Here is a 21,166-nt window from a genome sequence, read left to right as displayed (position 1 = left end):
GCTCTCACAGGAGAGAAGAATCGTGAGCGAAGACAAGCCCAAACTGTTGATCGTCGAAGACGACCTCGGGCTGCAAAAGCAGCTGAAGTGGTGCTTCGACGAGCACGAGGTGCTGATTGCAGGCACCCGCGCCGAAGCGCTGGCGCAACTGCGCCGGTTCGAGCCGCCGGTGGTGCTGCAGGATCTCGGCCTGCCACCCGATCCGGAAGGCGTCAACGAAGGCATGCAGACGCTGCGCGAGACGCTGAGCCTCGCGCCGGCCACGAAGGTCATCGTGGTCACCGGCAACAACGATCGTGACAACGCCGTGCGCGCCGTGTCGCTCGGTGCCTATGATTTTTATCAAAAGCCCGTCGACACCGACGTGCTGCGACTGATCGTCAGCCGCGCCTTCCACATCCACGCGCTGGAGAACCAGAACCGTCAGCTGCAGGAAGCGCAGTTCACCGAGCCGTTCGAAGGCATGATCGCCACCGACGATGCGATGCTCAAAGTCCGTCGCATGATCGAGAAGGTCGCCCCGGCCGCGGTATCGGTGCTGATCCTGGGTGAGAGCGGCACGGGCAAGGAACTGATCGCGCGCGCGATCCACAAGCAGAGCGGCCGTCGCGAGGGCAAGTTCGTCGCCATCAACTGCGCTGCCATTCCGGAGCAGCTGCTGGAAAGCGAATTGTTCGGCTACGAGAAGGGCGCGTTCACCGGCGCGGTGAAACAGACCATCGGCAAGGTGGAGCTGTCGAGCGGCGGCACGCTGTTCCTCGATGAGATCGGCGACATGCCGCTGCCGCTGCAGGCGAAGCTGTTGCGCTTCCTGCAGAACCACGTCATCGAGCGCGTCGGCGGCCGGCAGGAGATTCCGGTCGACGTGCGCGTCGTGTGCGCGACCAACAAGAACGTGAAGCAACTGATCACCGAGCAGCGCTTCCGGGAGGATCTGTATTTCCGGATCGGTGAAGTGACGATCGACGTGCCGCCGCTGCGCGAGCGTCGGGGCGCACCGACCGTGCTCGCTCATGCGATGCTGCGTAAGTTCGGCGGCATGCACGGCCGTCCGAAGCGTGGCTTCACCGAGGAGGCGACGGCGGCGCTCGAAGCCTATTCGTGGCCAGGCAACGTGCGTGAGCTGGAGAACCGGGTCAAGACCGCGATGATCATGGGCGAGGGCTCGCTGCTCACCGCCGAGGATCTGCATCTGAAAGAAAGCGTCGATGGCGAGCTGCTGTTCAACCTGAAGGAAGTGCGCACGCGTGCCGAGCGCCAGGCGATTCGTCAGGCTCTCTCGATCACTGAAGGCAACATCTCGCGCACCTCGGAGCTGCTGGGCGTCAGCCGGCCGACGCTCTATGACTTGATGGATAAGTACGGCATCGCGCACTGAGATGGTCCACTAAATGATCAAGTACGGCATCGTCCACTGAGATGGCCCGCTAGAATGGGCATGTCCGGCTGGTCGTCGACGGATCCGGCGACGCTTGCTCTCGATCCTCGCGCCGTCGCCCGAAATCGCAATCTTCGTGCGGTCGGTGCGATGGCACTGCTCGTACTCGGCTTCCTGCTGTTCTGGCCGACCACGCTCTCGCTGATCGAGCAGTGGGAGGACACGATCCGCCGCTCGTATACGCACGGTTATCTGATCGTCGTGATGAGCCTGTGGCTGGTGTGGCGCAATCGTAGCGATTGGTCGCAGGTCGAGATCCGGCCCAGCGTGCTCGCCTGCGTCGGCGTGCTGGCGGCGAGCGTCGTGTGGCTGATCGCCTACCGTGCCGGCATTCGCATCGCGCATCAGGCGCTGTTGCCCGCGATGATCTTCGGCGCGTTCATCGCGGCCTACGGGTTCCAGGCGGCGCGCCGCAACTGGCTGCCGTTCGCGTTTCTGTATTTCGCGATCCCGTTGTGGGATGCGATCAATCCGCTGCTGCAGTCCTTGTCGAGCTGGGCGGTTCGCATGCTGTTGCGAACCGTCGGCATTCCAGTGTTCTTCTCAGGCAATACGTTCACGCTGCCGGAAGGATCGCTCGAGATCGCCGGCGGCTGCAGCGGTCTGCACTTTCTGATCGTCGGTATCGCGATCGCCGTGCTGTACGGCGAGATCAATCGCGACTCGCTGTGGACGCGCGTGAAACTGGTGGCGCTGGCGGCGCTGCTCGCGCTGCTGACCAACTGGGTGCGCATTTTCATCATCGCCGTCGCCGGGCACGTGACCAACATGCAGCACTACTTCGTGACCAAGGAGCATTACAGCTTCGGCTGGGTGATGTTCGCCGGCACGATGGTCATCTATTTCCTGATCGTGCGTCGCTGGCCGGCGGCGCCGGAGCCGTCGATCGAAGCGGAGTCGGTTCCCAAGAGCGGTCCGGTGTCGTGGCGGGGCGCGTCGCTCGCTGCGGTCAGCCTGCTGGTGGCGCCGCTGTGGCTGCTCGCGGACAACAATACGATCCCGACGGATCAATTGCCTCGCCTGCTGCCGGCGTCGCTGCAGGGCTGGTCGGTGGAGCAGAGCGCTGCCGATGACTGGCAGCCGGTGTTTGCCGGCAACGATGTGACGCAGCGAGTGCGCTATTCGAGGCAGGCGCATGCGGTCGAAGGGTTTGCCGCGCTCTACGCCGATCAGCATCAGGGCAAGGAGCTGGTGTCCTTCACCAACTCGGTGACCGGCGAGACGCTGACTGCGCGTCAGCGAGGCGCGGGGCCGGGCGAATGGATGGCAGTGGAGGCGACCGACTCGCGCGGCGATCGCTGGCTGCTCTGGTATGCCTATCGTCTCGACGATCGCTGGTATCGTCAGAGCGTGTCCCTGCAGGTTCAATATGGCGTCAAATCGCTGCTGTCGGCGCCGCTGTCGGCGGTCGTCGCCTTCAGAACGCGCTGTCAGGATGAAGACTGCGCGGCCGCGCGCGATCTGTTGCGCGAGATGACGACGAGCCTCGCGTCCAGCGACGGGCGCTAATCGGGAGAGGTGATGTTGAAGATCCGCACGTTGATGGTGAGCTGCGTGCTCGGCGCGATGCTGCTGACGACGGCCGGTTGTGACTTTCTCGTCAGCCCCGAACAGCGCTACGAGCGTGCGCAGTCCGCCGTGGCGGAGGGCGACTATCGGCGCGCGCTGGTCGAACTCAAGAACGCCTTGCAGAAGGACCCCGAGCTGCTTCCGGCGCGTGCGTTGCTGGCCGAGGTCGCGTTGTGGCTGGGCGATCCCACCAACGCCGAGGCCGAGCTCAACAAACTGCCCAAGCCGAGCGGCGCGGATCCGCATCTGGAGCTTCGGGTCCGCATCGACCTGGCGCTGGGTCGCTTTGCGCCGGCGCTGGAAAAGGTCTCGGCTGCGTCGGTGGAGCAGATCGAGCCGGCCCGCGCCGCCTTGTATCGCGGCTTCGCGTTGCAGGGGCTGGGTAGGACCGCCGAGGCTCAGCAGGCATTTCGTGCGTCGGCCGCGGCCGATCCGGCGTTGATCGATGCGCAGGTCGGCATCATCGATACGCTGGCGGCGCAGGGCGATGCGCAGGGAGCGCTGGCGCTCGCGACGCAACTGACCGAGCAACATCCACAGTCCGCGCTCTCGTGGTATTCGCAGGGCGCGATCCTCGCTCGCGCGAGCAGAACGGAGGAGGCCGAGAAGGCGCTGCTCAAAGCGAAGGCACTGGCGGAGAAACAGCTCGAAGCGACCCGGCAGGTCTCGCTGCTGTCGACGTTGATCGAGATGCAGCTGGTCGCCCGTAACATCGACGCGGCCCGCGCCAATCTCGATGCGATGAATCGCATCGCCGCCGGCTCGCCGTTGGCCGCCCTGATGTCGGCTCGCATCTCCATGGCGACCAATGACTATCTGGCGGCCGCGAGCGGTCTGCGTCGGCTGGTGAACGCCGCTCCGCAATTCACTCAAGCGCGTTATCTGCTCGGCGTCACGCTGGTTGCGCAAGGCAATCTGGAGCAGGCGAGTCAGGAGTTGAGTCAGGTCGTGCAGCAGGCGCCTCAGAATCTCGAGGCGCGGCAATTGCTCGCGCAGGTGCGCATGCGTCTGCAGGATCCGGACGGCGCGTTGCGAGTGCTGGTGCCGGCGATCGAGACCAACGCCGATGACTCCCGTCTGACCACTTTGTTCGAGGGCGCGCGTGCCGCCGCCGGCGCCGACCAACAAACCATCGATACTTTGGAAAAGGCACTGCGCGATGCGCCTAACAGCCGCGGGCTGCAGATTCAGCTGGCGGGTGCCTACGTGCAGGCGGGTTCAGCGGACAAGGCCGTCGCGCTGCTGCGTCGGGGAGAGAGCGATCCGAAGATCGATCCGCGTCGCGAGGCGCTGTTGGTTCAGGCCATCTCTGTCGCGGAGGGCCCTGCGGCCGCGCGCGCCCAAGTTCAAACGCTGTTGAACAAGTACGGCAGCGAGCCGGCCGCGGTGGGCATCGCGGCGGGGTTCTATGCGCGGAGCGGCGATCTCGACAAGGGCCGGGCGCTGCTCAATGACGCGCTCGCGAAGAACCCCAAACAACCCGAGCTGTTGTTTGCGCTCGCCCGCGTCGAATGGACCGCGCGCCGTCAGGATGCGGCGCGAGCAGCGTTGCAGCGATTGATCGATCTCGATCCGACCAATACCGGCGCGCAGCTCGCGATGGTCGAAGTGGAGCTTGCTCAAGGTAAGCAGGCTGCGGCGACGAGCCGTCTCGAAGCGCTCCACAAAGCCAATCCGAAAGCCATCGAGCCACCGCTGATGCTGGCGCGGATGGCGCTCGCGAAGGACGATGCGAAGCGGGCCGATGGGTTCATCAATGCGGCGGTCGAGGCTTCATCGAAGCGTGGCGACGTGGTGAACGCCGCGGGCTTGCTCTATCTGGAGAGCGGCCGCTTCGATCAGGCGCAGGCGATGTTCAAGGACGGCACCGCGAGCGATGCGGGCAACCCGTTGCTGTGGTTGAACCTGGGACGCGCGCAGCTGGGCTTGAATCAACGCGGTCCGGCGCGCGAGTCGCTGGAAAAAGCGCTGAGCCTGCAGCCGGAGTGGTTGCCGGCGATCGGAGCGCTCGCGTTCCTGGAGGTGCAGGAGGGCAATGGCAGTGCGGCCTTGAACCGCATCGACGCATTGAAACAGACACGCCCGAACAACCCGCAGCTGCTGGCCCTGGAAGGCGAGGTCTACACCGTTCTGCAGAAGTATCCGGAAGCGTCGCGAGCCTATGAAGCGGCCCTGGCGATCCGGCCGGCGCCGGAGCTCGCCACCAAGATTTACCAGGTGCGCAGCGCCGGTAAATTGCCGAATGCGCTCGAGCCGCTGGAGCGTTGGTCGCGCGCGCATCCGGATGATCTGTCGTTCCGTACCTTGCTCGCCGACGCTTATATCAAGAGCGGCGAGGCCAGACAGGCGATCGCACAGTACGAGCAAATCGTGCAACGTCAGCCGAAGCACGTGCCGTCGTTGAACAACCTTGCGTGGCTGTATCACGAGCAACGGGACCCACGGGCACTCGCGACTGCCCGTCAGGCTCATCTACTTGCCCCCAAGGTCCCCGCTATCATGGACACGCTCGGTTGGATCCTGGTCGACTCGGGCCAGAGCGCCGAGGGGTTGCCGTTGCTCGAGCAGGCGGCGGCTGCGGCGAACGCATCGGCCGACATCAAGTATCACTACGCCGCCGCTCTGGCTCGCACGGGAGCGAAGGCCCAGGCCAAGGAACAGCTGACGCAGTTGCTGGCCGGTCAGACGACCTTCGACAACCGCGCGGCGGCCCAGCGTCTGTTAACGGAACTGGGCGGACAGGAGTAAGCACGGCAGTATCGACAAGCGCGCGCTACGTCACGGTTTCAAGGGCTATTCCGCGGGTTTGGCAGCTTTTCTGTTAGGCTACCGCAGCTGTTGATGCATGCATGACGTGAGCCGTACTGCAGTCGCGGGCGTGGCGCCCCTGAAGCCACCTTTCACTTGTGACGAATCGAATGCAGAAGCAAATTTCGGCGCTCAACTTCGTGGCCATGTTGATGTTTTTTTGGGCCACGAGTGTTTGGAGCCAGACTCCCAAGCCTTCCACAGCCAGCCCCGCGCCGGCCACTCAGCCGAGCAAACCCGCCGAAAGTGTCAATCCTGCCGACACCCGCCCGGCGGCCACCCAACCGATGCCGCAGATGGCGGCCAGCTCGGTCGCACCGGACTACCGCATCGGCCCCGGCGATACCTTGCAGATATTCGTGTGGCGCAATCCCGAGCTCACACAGACCGTGCCGGTGCGTCCGGACGGCAAGATTTCCACGCCGCTGGTCGAGGACATGATCGCCGTCGGCAAAACGCCTTCTCAGCTGGCGCGCGATATCGAAGTGGTGCTGGCTGAATACATTCGCTCGCCGCAGGTGAACGTGATCGTCACCAACCCGGTCAGCGCGTTCAGCCAGGTGAAAGTCATCGGGCAGGTGACCACGCCGCAGTCATTGCCCTATCGCGAAGGCATGCGCGTCCTCGATGCGATTCTCGCGGCCGGCGGACTCACGGAATTTGCGGCTGGCAACCGCGGCAAGATTGTCCGAAAAGTCGATGGCAAGGACACTGAGCTGCGTGTCAAGGTCGACGACCTCGTGAACAAAGGTGCGATGAATCAGAACCTCGAGCTCAAGCCCGGGGACGTGATCGTGGTACCGCAATCCTTCTTCTGAGCACACCATGCAGGCACTGATCGATCAGGTTTTGAACGAGCTGCGCGGCGCCTGGCGCTTCCGGCGCTATGCGCTGGCGGTGGCATGGGGCGTGTGTCTGTTCGGCTGGTTCGTGGTGTTCACGATCCCGGACAGCTACATGTCCAGCGCCCGCGTCAACGTCGATACGCGCACGGCATTGAGCAAGGCGGTCGACGGCCTGGTCGTCAACATGGACGTGGAGTCGCAGCTGAACCTGGTGCGTCAGGCATTGCTGGGTCGGGCCAACCTCGAGAAGGTCGCGCAGCAGGCCGGCCTCGATGTCACGGCGCGCACCGGTCCGGAGCGCGAAGCGATGCTCAACAGCATCATGGCTCGCGTCGAAGTCGCGCTCGAGCCGCCGATGACCCGCGATCCGCGCATCCCGAATACATTGTTTCGTATTTCATTCACCGACCACGATCGCCAGACGGCTTTGAAAGTGGTCGACATGCTGCTCAACTCGTTCGTCGAGGACACCATCGGCTCGGACCGTAACGGCACCGCGTCCGCGCAGCGCTTCTTGAAGGAGCAGCTGACCGACTACGGCCGTCGTCTGGCCGATGCCGAAAATCAGCTGGCCGAGTTCAAGAAAAAGAACCTCGGTCTGGTGCCGGGCGATGAGGGCGGTTACTTCGCGCGTCTGACCACCGAGACCCAGGAAGTGAAGCGGCTGCAGAGCCAGCTGGGTGTGGCCAACAGCCGTCGCGCCGAGCTGCAGCGTCAGCTGCGGGGTGAAACGCCGTTCGTGCCGCCGACCGAAACCGGTTCGGGCGGTCGCTCGGCGACGGGCGCGAGCACCGGTCCGCAGGACACCGCGACCCGCATCCAGGAGACCCAGTCCCGTCTGGATGACCTGCTGCTTCGTTACACCGAGAAACATCCTGAAGTCATCGCGACCAAGGAAACATTGGAGGCGCTGAAGGCACGTCAGCGGGAAGAGCTGGCCGCGCTGCGCCGGGGTGATCCGGGCGCCGCGGCGGTTGCGAATGCCTCGAGCAATCCGGTGTATCAGAGCATTCAAACGACGCTGAATCAGGCCGACGTGGAAATCGCCGCCCTGCGCAGCCAGCTGGCCGATCATCAGCGCAACGAGAGCGAGCTGCGCCGTCTGGTCGATACCGCGCCGGAAGTCGAAGCTGAATACGCTCGCCTCACCCGTGATTACACGGTCACGCGCACGCAGTACAACAGCCTGCTCGAGCGCCTGGAGAAGGCGCGTCTGTCCGGCGATGCCGAGCAGACCGGCGTGGTGAAGTTCAACATCGTCGATCCGCCGAGCGCGAGCTTCAAGCCGACGTTCCCGAATCGTCCCTTGTTCCTGCTCGCCGTGTTCGTGGTGGGTATCGGCGCCGGCTGCGCCGTCGCCTATGTCATGCACATGATGCGGCCGGTGTTCTCGACCAGTCGCGGGCTGGCCGACATGACGGGGCTGCCGGTGCTCGGCTCGGTGACTCGCAGCTGGGTCGAGAAGTATCAGGCTCAGTTGCGTCAGGGTCTGGTGCGTTACGCCGTCGCCGCGGCGGCGCTGTTCGTCGTATTCATCGTGGTTGTGGTCGTACAGCAGCCTGCGTCGCGCCTGCTGCGTCAGATGTTGGGCTAACGCCCGGAGTGGACGATGAGTCTGGTCGAACGAGCATTGAAGAAGATTCAGGAGTCGCGCTCGCAGGTGCCGCCGGCACATGCGTCGCAGGCATCGTTGAATACGGTGCCGCTGCAAGCGCAGCGTCCCGCACCGGCACCGCAGCCGACGGTGACGCATGCCGCTCCGATCGTTACCGCCGTGCCGACGCCCGAGCCGGCGCGTCCGACGCGCGTGATTCACATCGATCGCGAAGCGCTCCGTCAGTCGGAGCTGTTGCCGCCGCTGAGTCAGGAGCGTCAGCTCTCCGGTGAGTATCGACAGATCAAGCGTCCGTTGATCGCCAATGCCCTCGGCCGGGGCGTCGCGAAGATTCCGAACGGTCATCGCATCATGATCGCGAGCGCCATGCCCGGCGACGGCAAGACGTTCACCAGCATCAATCTGGCGTTGTCGTTTGCGATGGAAAAGGATTTGTCCGTGGTGCTGGTCGACGCCGACGTCGCCAAGGCGCATCTGAGCCGCACTTTCGGCGTGCACAACGAGCTGGGTCTGATGGATCTGTTGCGCGATGAGCAGCTGGATGTGGAATCGCTGATCCTGCCGACCGATGTGCCGGGCCTGAGCATCCTGCCGGCCGGCAAGGCGATCGACACGGCCAACGAGCTGCTCGCGAGCTCACGCATGGAACAGATCGCCAATCAGATCACCGTGCGCTATCCGAACCGCATCGTGCTGTTCGATTCGCCGCCGCTGCTGATCACGCAGGAGGCGATGGCGCTGTCCGCGGTCGTGGGTCAGATCGTGATGGTGGTACGCGCCGGCGTGACGCCGCAAAGCGCGGTGCTCGATGCCATTGAACTTCTGGGCGAAGGCAAGTCGGTGGGATTGGTGTTGAATCAAACCGATGAGCAGGTCCGTCCCGGCTATTACTACCAGTACTATGGCCACAAGGATAACGACCGTTCCGGCGACACCGCCGAGGGCGACGACGGCGCCTTGCGGCGTAGCGTCGCCGACGGCTGAGTCGATCTCAAAGAAACGTCATGGCCGCGACTCGGGTCATGGCCGATCGGGAAGGGCAAGGTACATGGGGCACACGCGGCGTAATTGGGTTGCAGCGCCGGCTGCGGCCGGTGTCATGGCGTTGATCGCAGGCGCGCCGGCACGAGCCGATATCAGCGCCTCCGCCGAAGCGGGCGTCGGCTACTCCGACAACATCACCCGCGTCGCCACCGACGAGACCAGCGAGACCATCGGCACGGTGGGGCTCGACCTGCTGTGGCAGGAGCGCACGCGTCGTCTGCGCGGCGATGCCGTCGTCGATCTTTCCTATTTCGAATACATGGACAACACCTACGACAGCGAGGTGGTCGGCACGGCCAATGGCACATTGGCGTTCGGCATCGTGCCCGAGACCCTGAACTGGGTGGTGCAGGATTCCTTCGGTCAGGCGCAGTCCGATCCGTTCGCCGCGAGCACGCCGGCGACGCGTGAAGACCTGAATTATTTCTCGACCGGTCCCGATCTCACGATGCGCTTCGGCTCGACCGGCTTCGGTCGGTTGTTCGGGCGCTGGTCGTCGACGAACTATCAGGACAGTCCGCTCGATGCCGAGCGCACCACCGCGGGCCTCGCGATCGGCCGTCGCCCCAATCCGCGCACCGAGCTGTCGTTGAATGCGGTGACCGAGAGCGTCGATTTCGCCGATGCATTCAATACCGACTACGATCGTGACAGCGTGTTCGTCGGCTGGGGTCTGGATGGCTCGCGCACCACCATCGACGCCAACGTGGGCTACACCTGGCTGCAGCGCGATGGCAGCGACAAGCAGGGCAGCGCGCTGATCAATATATTCGTGACGCGCGAACTGACGGCGGCGTCGACCTTGCGCCTGACGCTCGGCCAACAGTTGGGCGACGCGGGCGACTCGCTGCGTGCGCAGCTGACGGGCAACGTGGTCGGTGGCGGCGCGGGTCAAATCACCGCCACGTCCGATCCGTTCAAGAGCCAGCTGGTATCTTTGGAATGGACCTATCTGCGCGGCCGTACCAGCTTCCTGCTCGGTGGTTCGCACACCAAAGACAGCTACGAGTCCGCCACCCAATTCGACAGCAAGCGCAGCAGCTTCACGGCCGGGGTCTCACGACGCATGGCGAGCACCTTGACGCTCGATCTGCGAGCGACCCTGGACAATGAGAAGTTCGTGAATGCGGACCAGGAGAACGATGAGCTGCGCTTCGCCGCGACGCTGAACTGGCGTGCGTGGAGCCGATTGGGCATGCGCTTCATGCTCGAGCGCTACGACCGCAACACTCGCGACGGCAACAACGAGTTCACTGAAAACCGGGCCTTCGTCACGCTCGCTTATTACTGGGGCGCTCAGGACGCGTCCGCCGCAGGTGGCGGTTTCCGATGAGTCAGAGGCACGACACCACGATGACCGCGAATGCCATGACCGTGGATGTGGAAGATTACTTCCATGTCTCCGCGCTGGCGGAAGTCATCCGGCGCGATCAATGGGACGCGATGGAATATCGCGCCGAGCAGAGCACCCATCGTTTGCTGGAACTATTCGGCAGGAACGGCGTGCGCGCGACGTTCTTCGTGCTCGGCTGGGTCGCGAAGCGCTCCCCGGAACTGATCAAGCGCATTCACGCGGCAGGTCACGAGGTCGCCTGTCACGGTCTGACGCACGAACTGGTGTATCGGCAGACGCCGGAAGTGTTTCGTCAGGAGACGCGCGAGTCCAAAGCGATGCTGGAGGATCTGATCGGCGCGCCGGTGCTCGGCTATCGCGCGGCGAGTTATTCGATCACCGCACGTTCGTTGTGGGCCATCGACATCCTTTGTGAGTTGGGCTTCCGTTACGACTCCAGTATTTTTCCGATCGCGCACGATCGTTATGGAATTCCGGGCGCCTCGACGCGCCCCGGACTGATGCATGCAAAGAATGGTCAGAGCATCGTCGAGTTTCCGTTGTCGACGGCCGAGTTGTTCGGCCGGCGCGTGCCGGTCGCGGGCGGCGGCTATTTCCGCTTGCTGCCGTACTGGTTCACGCGCTGGGGCCTGCGTTCCATTAACGAACGACAGCAGCAGCCGTTCATCTTCTACCTGCATCCGTGGGAGATCGACGCGGAGCAGCCGCGCTTCAACGCGAGCTGGCTATCCAGATTCCGCCATTACACGAACCTGGATGTGTGTGAGGCGCGGCTGGCGAAGCTGATCGGTGAATTCAGGTTCACCACCGTCAAGGAAGTGCTGCGTTCTCAGCTCGAGGCCGCCCAGGTCGGTCGACTCGCCGCAGCGTCCGTGTGACGTGGTGAACAGCCACGCCCGCGGGCATGGCGTATCGTGTCGGGGTGTGGCGACAAAATCTCTCAGCAACGCCACCTCGGGTGCATGTCGATGCGTTCTGTTCCTGCAGGGACCGCAATGGCTTCATTGTCGGTAAGCGCGGCGGCTTTGACGGGTGGCGTGGATGCCCCGGCCGTCGTGCGGCCGTTGGCGACGGATGTCTCCAGCAATGCCCCCATCGCCGTCGAGCTGATCGAGCGACGCGAGCAAATCCCGCTGACCGCCCAGGAATGGAACGACCTGGTCTCCCATAACGAGACCAATTCGATCTTCCAGACCTACGAATGGTTCGACGCCTGGTGGCAGACCTTCGGCTCGGCCCACGAATTGTTCTTCCTGCTGCTGCGGCGGGAAGGCCGCGTCATCGGCTTCGGCGCCATGATGATCCACCGTCTCGCCTGGCACGGCCGGCGGCTGGAGTTCGTCGGTACCGGCAATGCCGACTACCAGGACTTCGTGCTCCCTTACGACAAGCCGGCAGCCATCGTCAGCATATGTAAATTTCTGCGTGCGCATGCCTCGCGCTGGCGCAGTTGCTGGCTGAGCAATGTGCCGAGCCAGTCGAGCACGCTCGATGAGCTGCACAAGGCGGGCGAGGGGCGCGGTCTGTATTTCGTCCAGGAAGCGCAACTGCGCTGCCCGGCGTTGCGGCTGGAAGCCGATCGTCCCGGTGCCGAGAAGCTGCTCAAGAAATACAGCCTCAAGCGGCCGCTCAACTGGTTTTCCTCGCGCGGCGAAGTGCGCTTTCGCAACGTGTCGGCGCTGAGCGAGATTCAGGCGCTGCTGCCGGCGTTCTTCGATCAGCATGCGCGTCGCTGGCACGCCGCCGGACGGCCGAGCCTGTTCGATGCGGGCAGCCAGCGCACGTTCTATCTGGCCCTCGCAGCAGCGCTGCATTCGGCGGGCTGGCTGCTGTTCTCGGTGGTCGAGTTCAACGGCCAGCCGATCGCGTTTCATTTCGGCTTCGATTATTTCGGCAGCATCATCTGGTACAAGCCGTCCTTCGAAGTGCAGTACGCCGAACATTCACCGGGGTTGCTGCTGACCCGCAAGATCATCGAGGACGGCCTGCAGCGCTCGCGAGTCGAGCTCGACTTCACCATCGGCGAGGAGGCCTTCAAGGATCGCTTCGCCAACGTGTCTCGCAGCAACGTGACGGTGAGCATCTATCACAGCCTGCCGAACGCGCTGCGCGCCACTGGCTGGCGCTGGGTGCGGCGGAATCTGGGTCGCCTGCGTCGCAAGTTGAATCGCCCGCGGCCCTCGCCATATGCGAACAAGGAAGCGGCGGCTGAAACATCGAAGACGACGGATCCGTCCTCATGAGTGCACCGCTGGTCAGTGTCGTCATTCCGACGTACAACCGTGCCGCTTTGGTTTGCGAAGCGATCGACACGGTATTGGCGCAGACGTATCAAAACACCGAGATCATCGTCATCGACGATGGTTCGACCGACGACACCACCGCCGCCGTGCAGAAGTACGGCGATCGCATCCGCTACACGCGCCGCCCCAACGCAGGTGTGAATGCCGCGCGCAATCTCGGCATCAAACAAGCGAGAGGCGAGTATCTCGCGCTGCTCGACAGCGACGATCTGTGGGCGCCCTACAAGCTCGAATTGCAGGTCGCGCTGCTGCGCTATTTCAACGACGTGGGCTTCACGTTCTCGAATTTCCTGATCTTCAAAGGCCCGACGCCGGAGTCGGATGTCCTGCCGATCACGGATGGTCTGAGCACCTGGCTCGATCACGTGCCGGGTCGCATCGAACCCTATCGCTGGGAGCGCTCGTTCGCGTCCATCAAAGGAATGCCGCAGTTGCAGGTGCCGAGCGAGGAATTCATGGTCTGCGGTGGCGATATCTATGCCTCGTCGCTGGTCTGTCCGTACGTCCTGCCGAGTGCCTCGTTGATTCGCAAATCGGCGCTGGGCCAGCTGCGCCTGCCCGAAATCATCGCAACCTGCGGCGATTGGGAATTCTTCGCGCGCTTCTCGAAGCAGAGCGGCTGCGTGTACACGAACCTCTCCACCACCTACAACCGCAGTCACGAGGACGCCGTGCGTTTGACTCGGGGCGACCCGGGCGTGCGACTGGGCCGACGGATCGCGATGATCGATCGGGTGTGGCGCGCCGATAGGGAGTTCTATTCGAAGCTCGGCGACAAGGTCGATGAAGTGCAGCGCGGGTTGTTGTTACAGGCGGCGAGGCGGGATTTGTTGTCGGCCCGTCGCGGCCAGGCGCGTGCCTATCTCAAACGTGCCGCCTCGATCGATACCGAGCGCAAATCCATCCAGGAGTCGGTGCTGCGATTGTTGGCCAGCATTCCTGGCAGTGGCTGGGGGCTGCGGGGCATGCGCGCGACGTTGAATGGCGCGCGTGAGCTGGCGGCTCGCGTTTCTCAGCAATGAGCCGGGGCGCAGCGGCGAGTTACACCGTCGAGACGCTGCGCCGGATCGACTCCCCCGATGAGCTCGCGACGCGCTGGCGTCAGCTGCCGCAGATCGCGCAGGAATTCACTCAATCCGTCGATTGGACGCTGGTCGCCGCCGAACGTTTGTACGGCGCCGATGCGTTGCGCGTGGTCCAGGCACGAAGCGGCGATGACATCGTCGCGCTGGCGCCGCTGGGGGTCACGAACGGGGGCGGTGTCGAGCGGCTGGAAATTCTCGGCGCGACCACCTTGTTCGAGCCCTGTGGCTTCGGCTATCGCGACGACGACGCGCTGGCGGCGCTGTGTCGATCCGTCATCGGCCTGGGCCGACCGCTGGTCCTGCAGCGGATCGAAGCCGACGGGGCGCTGCTGAAAACATTCAAGCGCGCCGCGCGCGGCCGGGGCCAGTTGCTCGAGTTCAAAGCCTCCGGCTCGCCGTTCGTGCCCATCACTTCCAACTGGGAGGAGTATTTACAGAGCCTGTCGTCGCGCCGGCGCCAGGACTATCGCCGGGCGCGTCGCAATCTCGAGAAGGCAGGCTCGGTCAATGTCCAGATTCTCAAACCCGGGCCGGATACCGTCGAGTCCACGATGGCCGAGGCCATGAGGGTCGAGGCGGCGAGCTGGAAGGGCCGGGGTGGCAGCGCCCTGCTGACCAATTCCCGGCTGAGCGGATTTTTCCTGCAGCTCGCCCAACGGCTGGCGCGACAGGGGCAGTTGCGAGTGTGCTTCCTGCGACTGGAGGGCGTGCCCATCGCCATGCAGATTGGCGTCGTGCATGCCGGGCGCTGGTGGGTGCTCAAGATCGGCTATGACGAGCGCTGGGCCGAGCATTCACCCGGCATCCAGCTGATGTGGGACGCGCTGCATGCGGCCTTCGAGGAGCGCTTGAGCTCGTTCGAGATGCTGGGCAGCGCCGAGCCGTGGCTGTCGATCTGGACCCGGCAGGAGCGGGCCTATCGCACCTTGGCATTCTATCCGTACAACGGCCGAGGGATGGTTGCCTTGGGCGCTGACATAATGAGAGCCTTCGCGCAGCGTTTGCGGGCAAGGAACCAGGCCAGACAGGCAGCGGCGGGACGCGAATAGCGCGAGTGTCGCCGGGCCTGACAGTTCACGGCCTGTGCTCGTGACCCCGGTCACGCCGCAAAAAGCGAAATCCCGGACAATTGCCGCTCGCGCCGGACGAGCTTTTCAGTCGACTCAACAGCATGTGTGGCATAGCAGGCACCCTATATTTCGACGCGCAGCGGGCGCCTGAGCAGAGCCGTCTGGAGCGGATGGTCAAGGCCATTGCGCACCGGGGCCCGGATGGCGACGGCTATCACGTCGAGCCCGGCGTCGGCCTGGGCCACGCGCGTCTCAGCATCATCGATCTGGGCGGCGGCGCGCAGCCCATCCACAACGGCAAGCGCACCGTGTGGATCACCTACAACGGCGAGATCTTCAATTACATCGAGCTGCGCCAGGACCTCGAGGCGCGCGGTCACCAGTTCTATACCCACTCCGACACCGAAGTGATCGTGCACATGTACGAGGAGTTCGGTGACCGGTTCGTCGATCAGTTGAACGGTCAGTTCGCGTTCGCGATCTGGGATCGGCCCAAGCGTCGCCTGGTGCTGGCGCGCGATCGCGCTGGAATATTGCCTCTGTATTACGCACAAACTCGCGACGAGCTGGTGTTCGCCTCCGAGGTGAAGTCCATTCTCGCCAGCGGCGCCGTCAAGGCCGAGCTCGATCCGAACGGACTCGATGAGCTGATGACGTTCTGGGCGCCGCTCGCCCCGCGCACCATGTTCAAGGGCGTGAATCAGCTCGCGCCGGGTGAAATGCTCATCGTCGAGAACGGCAGCGTGAAGCGCCGTCAGTATTGGGAGTGGAGCTTTCCGGAAGCCGGCGCGCATCGTCATGGGGCGCAGGCCGATCTGGAGCAGGAGCTGCGTGAGGTGCTGTCCGATGCCACGCGTCTGCGCCTGCGTGCGGACGTGCCGGTCGGTGCCTATCTGTCCGGCGGTCTGGACTCCTCGACGCTGGTCGCGTTATTACAGGAGCGCGTGCCGCAGACCCTGCGCACGTTCTCCATCGGCTTCGACGATGCCGGTCTCGATGAATCCGTGCACCAACGTACAGTCGTCGATTACCTGCGAACCTCTCACAATCACATCCAGTGCTCGACCGCGGATATCGCCAACGCGTTCCCGCGAACCATCCATCACAGCGAAATGCCCGTCCTGCGCACTGCGCCGGCGCCCATGCAGATGCTGTCGGGGCTGGTGCGCCGGTCGAACGTGAAAGTGGTGTTGACGGGCGAAGGCGCCGATGAAGTGCTGGGGGGCTATGACATCTTCAAAGAGGCCAAGGTGCGCCATTTCTGGGCACAGCAGCCCGAGTCCAGCTGGCGCCCGGCGTTGCTCAAGCGCCTGTATCCGTACTTGAACCTGACCTCGGCGCAGAGTGCGGCGTATCTCAAGGAATTCTTCGGGGTCGGCCTGCAGAATCCGGCCGATCCGTGCTTTTCGCATCTGCCGCGCTGGGCGACCACCGCGCAATGCAAGCTGTTCTGGTCGGATGATTTCCGCGGCCGGGTCGACGGCTCGGCGGTGGAGCGCTTCCGCGACTCGTTGCCGGGGCAAGTGCGCGGCTGGCACCGGTTCAACCGGGGTGAGTATCTGGAAGCGAAGACGCTGCTGCCGAGCTATCTGCTCTCCGCGCAGGGCGATCGCATGCTGATGGCGAGCTCGGTGGAGGGGCGCTTCCCGTTCCTCGATCATCGCCTGATCGAATTCGCGAACCGTCTGCACCCGCGTTACAAGATGCGCGTGCTGAAGGAGAAGCACCTGCTCAAGCAGGCGATGCGCGACCGCTTGCCGGCCGCCATCCTGCAGCGACACAAGCAACCGTATCGTGCCCCGGACGCCGCGGCGTTCGTGGGCGATCGGACGCCCGAATATGTGACAGAATTGATGAGCCCACAGGCCCTGGCGCGTACTGGCTACTTCGACCCCGACAAGGTCACGCGCCTCGTCGCGAAACTGCAACGGGCCAAAGTCCCGGCGGCTCGCGACAACATGGCCTTCGTCGGCATCCTGTCCACTCAGTTGTGGCACGCGCAGTTCGTCGCGGGCCAAAAATTTTAAGTTCGTAAATCGAGGAATGACTCATGACCGATGCGCTGCGCGAACAGATCCGCGGTTTCATCCTGGAAAATTATTTGTTCACCGATGACAAGTCGGCGCTCGGCCTCGACGACTCGCTGCTCGAGCGCGGCATCGTCGACTCCACCGGCATGCTGGAAATCATCTTCTTCATCGAAGAGCAGCTGGGCGTGAAGGTGAAGGATGAGGAGATGGTGCCGGACAACCTGGACGGCGTGAACAAGATCGCCGCCTTCGTTGCCAAGCGCCAGGCTGCCTGATCGAGCCACGCATGAGCGCCTCCCTGGTACACGACTTCGACTGGATCGCCCGGCAGATGCCGGACGCACCGGCGTTGTCGTGGCACGGCGGGGTGTGGACGTATGCGCAGCTGCGTCGTGCGGTCGGTTGCATGCAGGGCAGGCTGCGCGAGCTCGAGCCGGGCGCGCGCGTGGCCTTGCTGGTGCGTAACTCGCCGCACTACGTGGCGAGTTACTTCGGTGTCATCGCCGCTGGCTGCGTTGCCGTGCCGTTGAACGTGCAGGAGCGCGCCAGCGTGTTGTCGCGACAGATCGAGCATGCCGGCTGTGGCGCGGTCATCGCCGATCCGCAACATCAGGAGTGGAGCACGCTGAGTGCGGCGATCGGTGCGAACGTGCCGCTGGTGGTGACGCTCGATCTGCAGCCGGGTCCCGCCGGATGCGATGCGCTCTGTGCGGCGCTGACGGGCGAGGGCGCGGTTGAGTCTGAGTTGAATCTGCCCGAGGGGCAGATCGAAGCGCCGGCGATGATGATCTATACCTCGGGCACCACGTCGCGCCCGAAGGGTGTGTTGTTGAGCAACGGCAATCTGGTGGCCAATGCTCGCGCCATCGCCGCCTATCTGCAGATCACGCCGAACGACAAAGTGCTGTGCGGTCTGCCGTTTCATTTTTCCTACGGCAGCTCGGTGCTCAACAGCAACCTGATCTCGGGCGCGCAGCTGCTGCTGGAAGACAACTTTGCATTCCCTCAGCAGACGCTGAAGAAGATGCAGGAGGAGGGCGTGACCGGCTTCCCCGGCGTGCCATCGACGTTCGCATTGTTGCTGGGACGCTGTCAGTTGAGCGATTTCGATCTGGGCAAACTGCGTTATCTCACGCAGGCCGGCGGCTCGATGCCGCGGGCGCAGATTGAGAAGCTGCGGCAACAGTTGCCGCACACTCAGGTGTTCATCATGTACGGCCAGACCGAGGCGACCGCTCGTCTGAGCTATCTCGCCCCGGAACATCTCGAAGCCAAGCTCGGTTCGGTTGGCATGCCGCTGCCCGGGGTCGAGATCGAAGTGCGCAGCGACGGCCAGGTCGTGCCGACGGGTGAGATCGGTGAGATCTGCGCGCGCGGCCCGAACATCATGTTGGGTTACTGGCGCGAGCCGGAGCTCACCTCGCAGGTGTTGCGTGACGGCTGGTTGCACACCGGCGATCTCGGTCACCTCGACAGCGAAGGGTTTCTGTATATCGACGGCCGCGCTGTCGAGATGATCAAGGTCGGCGCGTTCCGAGTGAGCCCGCAGGAAGTCGAGGAAGTGCTCGCGACGTTCCCCGGCGTCCAGGAAGTGGCGGTCACCGGGATCGCCGATGAAGTGCTGGGCCAGTCCATCAAAGCCGTGATCGTGCTGCGCGAAGGCGCGCCGGCGGATTTGCGTGGCATCAAGGCGCATTGTCGCCAGCAGCTGGCCAGCTACAAAGTGCCTAAAATCGTCGAGTTCGCCGCGGTGCTGCCGCGCACGGCCTCGGGCAAGGTTCAACGTTTCAAACTGGCTTAAAAACAGGTTCAAGAGGATTGTTCATGGCCGCACGCAAACTCGACCCGAAAGTCCTGGAGATGGACAACGATCGCGTCATCGAGCACATCGTTACGCGCTTGCGCTCCATTCTATCCAAGGACGTGGGCCGTCGCGGCTTCGTCTGCGCCATGTCCGGCGGCATCGACAGCTCCGTGAGCTCGGCGCTGTGCGTGAAGGCGCTGGGCAAGGACAAGGTCTATGGCCTGATGCTGCCTGAGAAAGACTCCTCGGGCTTCAGCACCTCGCGCGGCCGTCAGCTCGCCGAGCACCTGGGCATCAAGTACGAAGTGTTCGACATCGCGCCGGCGCTCGAAGGCATCGGCTGTTACAAGTGGCGCGACGATGCGATCCGCAAAGTGTTTCCTGAGTACGGCGAAGGCTGGAAGAACAAGATCGTCATCAGCGGCGGTCTGGAAGGCCAGATCAATCATTTCCAGCTGGTGGTGCAGACCCCGAGCGGCGAGATGAAGCAGGAGCGCCTGGGCCTGAAGGAGTATCTGCAGATCGTCGCGGCGACCAATCACAAGCAGCGCATCCGCAAGACGGTCGAGTATTTCCATGCCGACCGCCTGAACTACGCCGTCATCGGCACGCCGAACCGCCTGGAGTACGACCAGGGCTTCTTCGTGAAGAACGGCGACGGCAGCGCCGACGTGAAGCCGATCGCGCATCTCTACAAGTCGCAGGTGTACGCGCTGGCGCGTCACATGCAGCTGCCGAAGGAGATCTGCGACGCGATTCCGACGACGGACACTTACAGCCTGTCGCAGGGCCAGGACGAGTTCTACTTCGCGTTGCCGTACGCGCAGATGGATCTGGCGCTGTACGCGCTCAACAATGGTCATAGCGCCGAAGAGCTGGCGCCGGTCATCGGTGTCACGGTTCAGCAGGCGCAGAACGTGTTCCGCGACATCGAGGCGAAGCGTCGCGCGACTCGCTACATGCACCTGAAGCCGGTGCTGGTCGAGCCCGTCACGGAACTGAATCTCTGAGCTGATTTTCAATCGGGCGCACGGGCCGCGCCGCTTGTTTGCTGATGCGAGACGATCTGCGTGGAAGCGTTGTTCTGGATCTGTGCGTTGCTGGTGGCGTATCCGTACGCCATCTATCCCCTCGTGCTGGTTGCTTGCAACCGGCTCGGCGGGCGACGCGCGCACGTCGCCGACGTGCGTCACGAGCCGACCGTTACCATCATCATGCCGGTGCACAACGAAGCCCGGCGCATCGGCGCGAAGGTCGAGAATCTGCTGTCGCTGGACTATCCGCGCGACAAGATGCAGATCCTGGTGATTGGCGATGGCTGCACCGACGACAGCCTGGAGCGAGCGATGGCGGCGGGGCAGGGCCTCGTCACCGTCGTGCCGCTGGAGGGGCGCGGCGGTAAAGCCTCGGGCCTGAACGCGGGCCTGGAGCGCGCCACCGGCGAGATCGTCGTGTTCACCGACGCGGGCATCCTGCTCGATCGTCCTTCGCTGCGAAATCTGGTCGGGCATTTCACCGATCCTGAGATCGGCTGCGTCTCCGGTGAGGATTACATCGAGGGCTCGGAGACCGAAGGCCTGTACGGCAAGCTGGAGTTGTTGTTGCGCCGGGAAGAGGCACGACTGCATTCCATCGCCGGTGCGAGCGGATGTTTCTACGGTCAGCGGCGCGAGCTGTGCGAGCCGTTCCGCTCGGGCATGGCCCCGGACTTTCTGTCCGTGCTCAACACCGTCCGTCAGGGCAAGCGTGCACTCGCCGAGCCGCTGGCTCGCGGCTCGATGACCGCCACGTCCAGTCAGCGCGCCGAATTCACTCGCAAGGTACGAACGTTCCTGCGAGGCATCACCGCGTTGTTCGGCAACGTGGGCCTGTTGAATCCGTTCCGCCATCCGGCGTTCTCATTCATTCTCTGGTCGCACAAGCTGATGCGCTGGCTCGCGCCACTGCCGATGGTGGGGTGCCTGGTCGCGGCCTATCTCTTGCGCGGACAGCCGTTGTATCTGGGATTGTTCGTCGTGCAGATCGTGTTGTACGTGGCCGCGGTCGCCGGCATGGTCTGGCCCGCGCTCGCCGCGCGTCTCACCCTGGTGCGCCTGAGCGCCTTCTTCGTTCTCGTGAACGCGGCCGCGCTCAAGGCCTTGGCCTTGTGGCTGGTCGGCAATCGCGTCGAAGTGTGGCAGCCGACGCAGCGGCCGAAATAG

Annotated in this window: 16 protein-coding genes; all 16 read left to right on the top strand. The window is 63.9% G+C overall.

The features are described 5' to 3' along the window. Nucleotides 1–19: 19 nt before the first annotated feature. The 16 genes from prsR (at nt 20) to EKO19_RS17280 (ending at nt 21,166) form a co-directional block, all read left to right on the top strand. Nucleotides 20–1,378: a PEP-CTERM-box response regulator transcription factor gene (gene prsR / locus EKO19_RS17355; RefSeq protein WP_129777722.1), complete on the top strand. Its 1,359-nt coding sequence runs from the start codon at nt 20–22 to the stop codon at nt 1,376–1,378. Between the two features lie 60 nt (nt 1,379–1,438). Further along, complete coding sequence (gene xrtA, locus EKO19_RS17350) at nt 1,439–2,947, top strand: exosortase A (protein ID WP_175597093.1); 1,509 nt, start codon at nt 1,439–1,441, stop codon at nt 2,945–2,947. Nucleotides 2,948–2,959: 12 nt separating this feature from the next. Further along, nucleotides 2,960–5,755, top strand: coding sequence for an XrtA/PEP-CTERM system TPR-repeat protein PrsT (prsT, locus tag EKO19_RS17345; protein WP_129777720.1), 2,796 nt, complete (start codon nt 2,960–2,962; stop codon nt 5,753–5,755). Between the two features lie 170 nt (nt 5,756–5,925). Beyond that, entirely contained in the window at nt 5,926–6,633 is a 708-nt protein-coding gene (locus tag EKO19_RS17340; RefSeq protein ID WP_217705417.1) for an XrtA/PEP-CTERM system exopolysaccharide export protein, read from the top strand. 7 nt (nt 6,634–6,640) lie between these two features. Continuing rightward, nucleotides 6,641–8,254, top strand: a complete 1,614-nt coding sequence (locus EKO19_RS17335; protein WP_129777719.1) for an XrtA system polysaccharide chain length determinant — start codon at nt 6,641–6,643, stop codon at nt 8,252–8,254. Between the two features lie 15 nt (nt 8,255–8,269). Next, nucleotides 8,270–9,259 carry an XrtA-associated tyrosine autokinase gene (locus tag EKO19_RS17330; protein WP_129777718.1) on the top strand — a complete coding sequence of 330 codons (990 nt, stop codon included), beginning with the start codon at nt 8,270–8,272 and terminating at the stop codon, nt 9,257–9,259. A 115-nt stretch (nt 9,260–9,374) separates the two neighbouring features. Continuing rightward, nucleotides 9,375–10,652, top strand: a complete 1,278-nt coding sequence (locus EKO19_RS17325; protein ID WP_157995305.1) for an outer membrane beta-barrel protein — start codon at nt 9,375–9,377, stop codon at nt 10,650–10,652. Next, nucleotides 10,649–11,551, top strand: a complete 903-nt coding sequence (locus EKO19_RS17320; protein WP_217705416.1) for an XrtA system polysaccharide deacetylase — start codon at nt 10,649–10,651, stop codon at nt 11,549–11,551. Before EKO19_RS17325 ends, EKO19_RS17320 begins: the two co-directional genes overlap by 4 nt. Nucleotides 11,552–11,668: 117 nt before the next feature. Then, nucleotides 11,669–12,916: a GNAT family N-acetyltransferase gene (locus EKO19_RS17315; RefSeq protein ID WP_157995304.1), complete on the top strand. Its 1,248-nt coding sequence runs from the start codon at nt 11,669–11,671 to the stop codon at nt 12,914–12,916. Continuing rightward, the gene (locus EKO19_RS17310) at nt 12,913–13,998 is read left to right on the top strand and encodes a glycosyltransferase family 2 protein (RefSeq protein ID WP_129777715.1); all 1,086 of its coding nucleotides are present in this window, start codon (nt 12,913–12,915) and stop codon (nt 13,996–13,998) included. The genes EKO19_RS17315 and EKO19_RS17310 overlap by 4 nt, the downstream gene beginning before the upstream one ends. Next, a complete protein-coding gene (locus EKO19_RS17305; RefSeq protein ID WP_129777714.1) occupies nt 13,995–15,110 on the top strand; it encodes a GNAT family N-acetyltransferase in 1,116 nt (371 codons plus the stop codon). Before EKO19_RS17310 ends, EKO19_RS17305 begins: the two co-directional genes overlap by 4 nt. 122 nt (nt 15,111–15,232) lie before the next feature. Then, nucleotides 15,233–17,158: an asparagine synthase (glutamine-hydrolyzing) gene (asnB, locus tag EKO19_RS17300; RefSeq protein ID WP_129777713.1), complete on the top strand. Its 1,926-nt coding sequence runs from the start codon at nt 15,233–15,235 to the stop codon at nt 17,156–17,158. 23 nt (nt 17,159–17,181) lie between these two features. After that, the gene (locus EKO19_RS17295; protein WP_116813656.1) at nt 17,182–17,436 is read left to right on the top strand and encodes an acyl carrier protein; all 255 of its coding nucleotides are present in this window, start codon (nt 17,182–17,184) and stop codon (nt 17,434–17,436) included. 11 nt (nt 17,437–17,447) lie between these two features. Next, nucleotides 17,448–18,962, top strand: a complete 1,515-nt coding sequence (locus EKO19_RS17290; RefSeq protein ID WP_129777712.1) for a class I adenylate-forming enzyme family protein — start codon at nt 17,448–17,450, stop codon at nt 18,960–18,962. Nucleotides 18,963–18,985: 23 nt separating this feature from the next. After that, nucleotides 18,986–19,975: an NAD(+) synthase gene (gene nadE / locus EKO19_RS17285; protein ID WP_129777711.1), complete on the top strand. Its 990-nt coding sequence runs from the start codon at nt 18,986–18,988 to the stop codon at nt 19,973–19,975. A gap of 60 nt (nt 19,976–20,035) precedes the next feature. Further along, a complete protein-coding gene (locus EKO19_RS17280) occupies nt 20,036–21,166 on the top strand; it encodes a glycosyltransferase family 2 protein (protein ID WP_129777710.1) in 1,131 nt (376 codons plus the stop codon).

The organism is Peristeroidobacter soli (assembly GCF_004138485.1).
Lineage (GTDB): Bacteria > Pseudomonadota > Gammaproteobacteria > Steroidobacterales > Steroidobacteraceae > Steroidobacter > Steroidobacter soli.
This window is presented reverse-complemented; position numbering and strand designations above follow the sequence as displayed.